Here is a 6,487-nt window from a genome sequence, read left to right on the forward strand (position 1 = left end):
GCCGGTGGACATCGCCTTCGCCGGCTTCGCGGGTGATTGCTTCGAGGCGCGCGGTGGTGCCGGCTTCGGCACGGCCCTCGGTTTGGGCGCGGCCTTCACCACCGGCTTCGGCTTCTGCGCCTTCAACTTCGCGACCGGTTCCGGCGTCGGCTTCGCGACCGGCTTCGGCGCGGCGGTGGTTCTGGGCGTTGCCTTGGGCTCCAGCTCGGCCTTGGGCTTCGGCGCCACCTTCTGCGGTGCCGCCTTCTGCGGTGCCGCCTTCTTCGGGACGGCTTTCGGTTCGGGCGCGGCTTTCCTGGGCGTTGCCTTGGGCTTGGGCGCGGCCTTCTTGAGCGCTGCTTTGGGCTTGGGTGTCGCCTTTTTGAGCGCTGCCTTCGGTTTGGGCGCGGCCTTCTTCGGTGCGGACTTCGGCTTGGGCGCGGCTTTCGGCGGAGCGGCGCGCGTGCTCTTCGCGCTGGGCGGCTTCGGCGCGGCCTCTGCCTCATGACCACCACCGAGTGCGCCGAACGCCAGCGTCAGAAAACCACCCGACGCCGCGTAGAGCGCCGCTTTGCCCAACCTGCCCCCGTTTGACGACACGGCCGACAACCTCCTTCGAGACTGCTATCCGGTGGAACCGTCACACCAGCCGGCGCTTCCTGCGCTGGTGCAGCTCGATTCCGAGGGAACGACCCATGAGCCCGCCGAAGAGGCCGGCCGCGAGGCCACCTGCCAGGGCAGCCGGCAGCAGGTCGACGAACGCAGCCGGGATCGCCCCCGCCACCAGGGCCGCGGAGATCCCGCCGATGTTGCCCGCTTTGGCACTGCTCATCGGCTCACGCCGAGGCGGCTGGTAGTCGTGGTCCTCGTCGAGGTCCACGTCCCAGTCCTCGTCCTCCTCGTCGTCGTCGATGTCGTCCGGAGCCGAGTCCATTTCGGACTGCCACACGTCTCCCGGCACAACGACGTAGTAGGAGTCGTACGACGGGGTGGTGTCCTCGGTGAACTCGTCCTCCGCCGTGGAGGTTCCGTACTCGTCGAATGACAGTCGCTTGGTGGGCATGCCGCTCACCCGCTGTGCGCTGACGACGACACGGTGATGGTCACCTTCTTGCCGGACTTGTGCTTGCTGCTGTGCACCTTCAGCCGCTTCTCCATGTCCGGTGAGGTCTTCACCGTCAGCACGGGCTCCACCGGCGGCTTGGGCTTCTTCGCCTTCTTCTCCTCGTGCTTCTGCTTCTGGACCTTCTTGATCTCGTCCTTCTTCTTGTCGTAGTCCTTCTTCGCCTCGGTCAGCTGCTTCTCGGCGTGCTTGACCTTCTTCTTCGCCTCAGTCGCCTCGGACTTCGCCTTCTTCAGGGCCTCGTCCGTCGGCGAGGGCTTCTTGACCGGCTTCGGGGACGGCACGTGCAGGGAGACCTCCGCCTTGCCTCCCCCGCTCGCCTGCACCTGGGCGTGGGCCACCGGCGGTGCGGGCGGCTCCTCGGCCTGGACGGCGGCTACGGCCTGTCGCTTCAGCACCGGTTCCTGCACCGGTTTCTGCACAACGGGCTGCACCACGCGCGGCGCGGAGGGCTGTGCGACCGGACGTGCGCTGACCGGTGCGGCCGGCGGTTCCGGTGTGGTCGGCGGTTCCGGTGCGGCCGGTGCGGTCTCCGCCTGCGGAACGGGCACCGGCTTCGGTGCCTGGGGCGGGGTGGGCGCCGCCGGCTTGGGGGTGGCGGACGACGCCGGCTGAGCCGCCTGCCGCTGCTCCGGTTTGGGGTCGTCCGCCGCCAGCACGTTGACCGTCGACGCGCCGATCGCCGCCGTCATCAGTCCCGCGACGCCGTACAGCGCCGCTCGCTTCAGGTTGCTGCCGTTGCCCGACTCTTCCATGGCTCCTCGCTTCGGTTGACACCTGGCGAGGACGGTCACACCGAGCGGTGCAGAACGAGTGCACCGGTGGGCGGCCTGGCTGAACCGCTCCTGGACACCCCCGTCCTACGGTCGCCGATCGAGAGGTGAAGGAGGTGGCGGACATGCTGTTCCGCGTACTGGGACCGCTCGAAGTCGTCCACGTGGACGGCCGCAGGGCCGACATCCCGGCCGGGGCCGCGGAGCACGTCCTGAGCGCGTTGTTGTTGCGCCCCAACACGTGGGTGAGCGCGGACAGCCTCGCCGAAGCCGTGTGGCCCGACCGGACCTCACCGTCTCCTGCCAAGGAGCTGTGGCCGTACGTGCACGACCTGTGCAGGCGCACACCGCTGTTCGGCGAGACGTCGGCGCGCATCGAGAGCATGTGCGGCAGGCACCGGCTCAACATCGGCGAGGGCGAGCTGGACAGCATCGTGTTCGAACGGCTGGTCCACGACGGACGGGCCGTGCTGGCCACCGACCCGCAGACGGCGGCACGCTGCTTCCGCGCCGCGGCCGACCTGTGGCGGGGCACGCCGTTCGCGTCGCTGAACACCTACCACAGCCGGGCCGAGACCGAGCGGCTGACGCGGTTGCGCTGGGCGGCGCTGGACCACCTCGTGGACGCCCTGGTGGCGATGGACCACACCGCCGGCTCTGTGACGCTGCTCCAGGCGCTCACCGCGGAAGACCCGAAACGGGAACGCACCTGGCTGCGCCTGGTCGAGGTGCTGACCCACGCCGGCCGGCCGATCGAGGCCGCGGCCGCGTCCCGCAAGGCGGCCCGCGTGGCCGGCACGCCCTCCTGGGACGCGCGATGACCGGCGGAGACGACTTCGACCTGATCGGCACGGGTCCCGTGGCCACCGTCTACGGCGGCCTCTACCTGGCGCTGAAGGCGTACCCGCCGGTGGCCGAGCATGTGCTCGACGCGTTCGAACGCGAACGGACGGCACTGGCCCCGCTGTGCGCGGAGGCGCCGATCCTGCCCGTCGACGAGGTGGTGCGGCTCGGGGACGGCCAGCCCGCGCTGCAGATGGAGCTGTGCTCGGCGTCGCTGGCGGGACTGGTGGCGGACACCGGGAAGCTCCTGCAACCCGACGCGGTGGCGGTGGGCCACGCAGTCGCCACGGCCATCGCCGCGGCACACCGCCTCGGTGTCGTCCACGGTGGCCTGACGCCGCACAACGTGCTGTTCCACCCGTCCGGCGCGCCGGTGGTGGCGGACTTCGGCGTGGCACTGCGCCGCGCCTTCCCGCCGGCCGCTACCGAGTACACCGCGCCGGAGACCAGGCGCGACGGCACGATGGACGAGCGGTCCGACCTGTACGGGGTCGGCACCGTGCTGCACCTCGCCCTGACGGGCTTCCCGCCCGGCGGGGGAGCGCAGTGGCAGGACGGCCCCGCGGAACTGGTCAAGCTGGTGAACCGCCTGCTCGCCGAGGACCCCGCGGACCGCCCGTCGACGGTCGACGTCGTGGTCCGGCAACTGGCCGCACTGCTGGAGCCGCAGACCGCACCCGAACCCGAACCCGAACCGGCCGAGCCCGAGCCCGATGCCGAAGACCGCGGCACCGCGGCCGCTGAGCCCGCGAAGCGCGGACGGTTCCGCGTCCGGACCGTGGCCGGGGTCGCCGCTGCCGCCGCCGCGCTCGTCGCCTTGCCGGTTCTCGTCCACAACCAGCTGACCGGTCCACCCTCGGCGGCGTCCGCGCGACCGTCCACGACCGCGCCGAGCCCGGTCACCACGCCGGTCGCGCTCACGCTGGCCGACCCGGTCGACGGCGGGGCCCACGTCGACCTCGCCTGGCAGGCGCCGGACGGGTTCACGTTCGCCGTCGTCGTGGCGGCCGAGAAGCAGCAGCCGCGGGTGCTCATGGCCCACAACCGCTCGATGCGCGTTCCTGTGGAGAGCACGGGCAGGTACTGCTTCCTCGTCCAGGCCACCGACGGGGCGCGCGTGCTGGAAACCCCGCCCAAGCCGATCCGCGGGGCCACCTGCAAGGCCTGACGGGCTCTGTCATCAAATCCTCATGGTCGCCCTGTGACAGTTCCGGTCGTGATGGCAGGGGTAGCCGGAGGTGCGAAGGTGCTGTTCCGCGTGCTGGGACCGTTGGAGATGCGAGTACCGGGTGAGGACCGCCCGCGGCGGATCGCGCGCAAGCCCGCCGCGCTGCTGGTCACGCTGTTGATGCACAGGGGCGAGTGGGTGGACTGCGATCGGCTGGTGGAGGCGGTCTGGCCGGATCGGGTGCCGCCGCGGTCGGCGCTGTCGAACATCAAGAGCTACGTCTGGCAGATCCGCCACGAGCTGACGCCGGCGCCCGCCAGCGGGCCGAGGATCGAAGCGCGGGCGGGCGCGTACCGGCTGTGCGCGGATCCCGGCGAGGTGGACGTCGAGCACTTCCGGCGGTGCACCGGGGATGCGCGGGAGGCGATGGCGCGCGGGGACGCCGCCGAGGCGGTGCGCCACCTGGAGACCGCGCTGGCGCTGTGGCGTGGCAGGCCGTTCGCCGAGCTGCCGGACGAGGTCGTGGCACCGGTGGTGGCGGAGCTGGAGGAGCTGCGCTGGGAGGTCCGCGAGACGCTGGCGGACGCGCTGACCGCCGTGCGGCGCCACACCGAGGCGATCGCCTCGCTGCGCGAGCTGACCACCGCGGACCCGCTGCGCGAAGGACCGTGGGCACGGCTGGTGCTGGCCCTGGTCCGCGCGGGCCGCCGCAGCGAGGCCTTGGCGACGTACGAGGACGCGCGGCGCGTGCTCGCCGACGAGCTGGGCGTCGACCCCGGTCGAGCGCTGGCGGAAGCCCACCGGCAGGCCCTCGAGGAATCCGTGGTCCGGCGCGCCCGCTGCGACCTGCCCCGGGACGTGCCGGACTTCACCGGCCGCTCCCGCGACGTGGCGAAGCTGGTCCAGTCGAGCCGGTCCGCCACGGCCACCGTGCCGGTGGTCGTGGTCGACGGGATGCCGGGTGTCGGGAAGACCGCGCTCGCGGTGCACGCCGCCCACCGCATCGCCGGGGAGTTCCCGGACGGCCAGCTCTTCGTGGACCTCCGCTCGTCCGACGGCGAGCCGCTCGGCGCGGACGAGCTGCTGGCGCGGCTGCTGCGCGGCGCGGGCGTGCGCGACCTCCCGGACGCGGTCGCGGAACGAGCGGCGGCCTGGCGCGCCCACCTGGCCGGCCGGCGCGTGCTGCTGGTCCTGGACGACGCGTCGAGCGGCGACCAGGTCCGCCCGCTGCTGCCCGGCAGCGCCGGCTGCATGGTCGTGATCACCACTCGCACCCGTGCGCTCCGCCTGGACGCGGTCGAGCCGGTGACGTTGCTGCCGCTGCCAGCGCCGCAGACCGCCGCCCTGTTCCGCGCCGCCGCGGGCACACCCGATGACGACGTCGTGCGGGAGGTGGTTCGCCGCACCGCCGGACTGCCCGCCGCCATCAGGGCGGCCGCGGCGCTCCACCGCACGCGTCCACAGTGGACTGCGCAGCGGTTCGCCGCCCGGCTCGGCGAGGAGACCACCCGCACCGCGGTCGCGTTGGTCGAGCCGGCCTACCGCGAGTTGGACGACCGCCAGCGCCGCCTGCTGCACGCGGTCGCTGCCGCGCCGGACGGCGGGCTGGACGCCCGCGGGACCGACCGCGTCCTGGAGTACCTGTTCGACCGCCACTTGGTCGTGGAACCGTCGTCGGGTCGCTATGCCGTTCATCCCGTGGTGCGCGACTACGCCCATCACGTGACACCGACGCTGCGCGAACTCACCGCTGTGTGAGCATGGACCGCGCCGAACCCGAAGCGGGGTGCGGATTTCTTCGTGCTGAGGCAATCCGCATCGGGCCCGGCGCCGAAGAGTTCCTGTAGGGCAGATCGTTTCGACCCCACAGGAGGAACGAACGATGACAGCGTTCAAGACCAAAGCGGCACGTGCGGCGGTTCCGGTGCTCGCGCTGGGGATGGCTCTCGCCTCACCCGCGGTGGCCTCGGCCCACGAGGGCGATCACGGCACCGGAGCCGGGCGCGACGACGGCACCACGGTGGCCACCGTGCAGCTCCGGCAGCTCAACCGGAGCGGAGCTTCCGGGCAGGGAGCCCTCGTCCTGCGCGGCAACCAGGTCGACATCGCCTTCCGGGTGCGCGGAGTGCTCGCCGACGCCCCGCACGCACAGCACATCCACATCGGCGCACAGGGGCGTTGCCCGTCCCAACGCGCCGACACCAGCGGTGACGGCATCGTCAACACCACCGAAGGCCATCCCTTCTACGGCCACATCGGCACCTCGCTGACGACGAGCGGCGACACCAGCCCCGCCAGCGGCCTGGCCGTCGACCGCTTCCCGGCGCCCGGCGGCACCTCCTACGACTACCGGCGCAGCATCACCGTGACCGCCGACGTCGCGAGCAACATCCGCAACGGCAAGGCGGTTCTGGTCGTGCACGGCATCGACCCGAACCGCAGCGGCGCCTACGACGGCAGCGCACCCAGCGACCTGGACCCGTCCCTGCCCCTGGAGGCCACCTCGCCGGCCGCCTGCGGCTCGTTCCGGACCTGGCAGGGCGGCCTGCTCGGCCTGGACCTGGACCTCGGCATCGACGTGGGTCTGGGCCTCGGTCGCCG

At 72.3% G+C, this 6,487-nt stretch carries 7 protein-coding genes; 5 read left to right on the forward strand and 2 right to left on the reverse strand.

The features are described from left to right. The first annotated feature begins 4 nt into the window (after nucleotides 1–4). Entirely contained in the window at nucleotides 5–487 is a 483-nt protein-coding gene (locus tag BMW88_RS22690) for a hypothetical protein (RefSeq protein ID WP_089953635.1), read from the forward strand. A 132-nt stretch (nucleotides 488–619) separates the two neighbouring features. Here BMW88_RS22690 and BMW88_RS22695 read toward each other — a convergent pair whose 3' ends face one another. After that, on the reverse strand, nucleotides 620–1,042 hold the full coding sequence (locus BMW88_RS22695; RefSeq protein ID WP_143116197.1) for a hypothetical protein: 423 nt from the start codon (nucleotides 1,040–1,042) through the stop codon (nucleotides 620–622). A gap of 5 nt (nucleotides 1,043–1,047) precedes the next feature. Further along, nucleotides 1,048–1,857 carry a hypothetical protein gene (locus tag BMW88_RS42025; RefSeq protein WP_089953639.1) on the reverse strand — a complete coding sequence of 270 codons (810 nt, stop codon included), beginning with the start codon at nucleotides 1,855–1,857 and terminating at the stop codon, nucleotides 1,048–1,050. Nucleotides 1,858–2,000: 143 nt separating this feature from the next. Here BMW88_RS42025 and BMW88_RS22705 point away from each other — a divergent pair, with 143 nt between their 5' ends. The 4 genes from BMW88_RS22705 to BMW88_RS22720 all read left to right on the forward strand — a co-directional run. Next, entirely contained in the window at nucleotides 2,001–2,696 is a 696-nt protein-coding gene (locus tag BMW88_RS22705; protein WP_143116198.1) for an AfsR/SARP family transcriptional regulator, read from the forward strand. Next, nucleotides 2,693–3,886 (forward strand): protein kinase domain-containing protein, encoded by a 1,194-nt coding sequence (locus BMW88_RS22710; RefSeq protein WP_089953641.1) that lies wholly within the window; start codon nucleotides 2,693–2,695, stop codon nucleotides 3,884–3,886. The genes BMW88_RS22705 and BMW88_RS22710 overlap by 4 nt, the downstream gene beginning before the upstream one ends. A gap of 51 nt (nucleotides 3,887–3,937) precedes the next feature. After that, nucleotides 3,938–5,644, forward strand: coding sequence for an AfsR/SARP family transcriptional regulator (locus BMW88_RS22715; protein ID WP_089953643.1), 1,707 nt, complete (start codon nucleotides 3,938–3,940; stop codon nucleotides 5,642–5,644). 124 nt (nucleotides 5,645–5,768) lie between these two features. Continuing rightward, nucleotides 5,769–6,487 (forward strand): hypothetical protein (locus BMW88_RS22720; RefSeq protein ID WP_089953644.1); only part of this gene is annotated, 719 nt, incomplete at its 3' end.

Origin of the sequence: Lentzea xinjiangensis, from assembly GCF_900110955.1 — a bacterium.
Classification (GTDB): domain Bacteria; phylum Actinomycetota; class Actinomycetes; order Mycobacteriales; family Pseudonocardiaceae; genus Lentzea; species Lentzea xinjiangensis.

Coding starts and splice junctions, on each gene's coding strand:
- BMW88_RS22705 (WP_143116198.1), top strand. CDS start 2,001: ATGCTGTTCCGCGTACTGGGACCGCTCGAAGTCGTCCACGTGGACGGC.
- BMW88_RS42025 (WP_089953639.1), bottom strand. CDS start 1,857: ATGGAAGAGTCGGGCAACGGCAGCAACCTGAAGCGAGCGGCGCTGTAC.
- BMW88_RS22710 (WP_089953641.1), top strand. CDS start 2,693: ATGACCGGCGGAGACGACTTCGACCTGATCGGCACGGGTCCCGTGGCC.
- BMW88_RS22715 (WP_089953643.1), top strand. CDS start 3,938: ATGGCAGGGGTAGCCGGAGGTGCGAAGGTGCTGTTCCGCGTGCTGGGA.
- BMW88_RS22695 (WP_143116197.1), bottom strand. CDS start 1,042: ATGCCCACCAAGCGACTGTCATTCGACGAGTACGGAACCTCCACGGCG.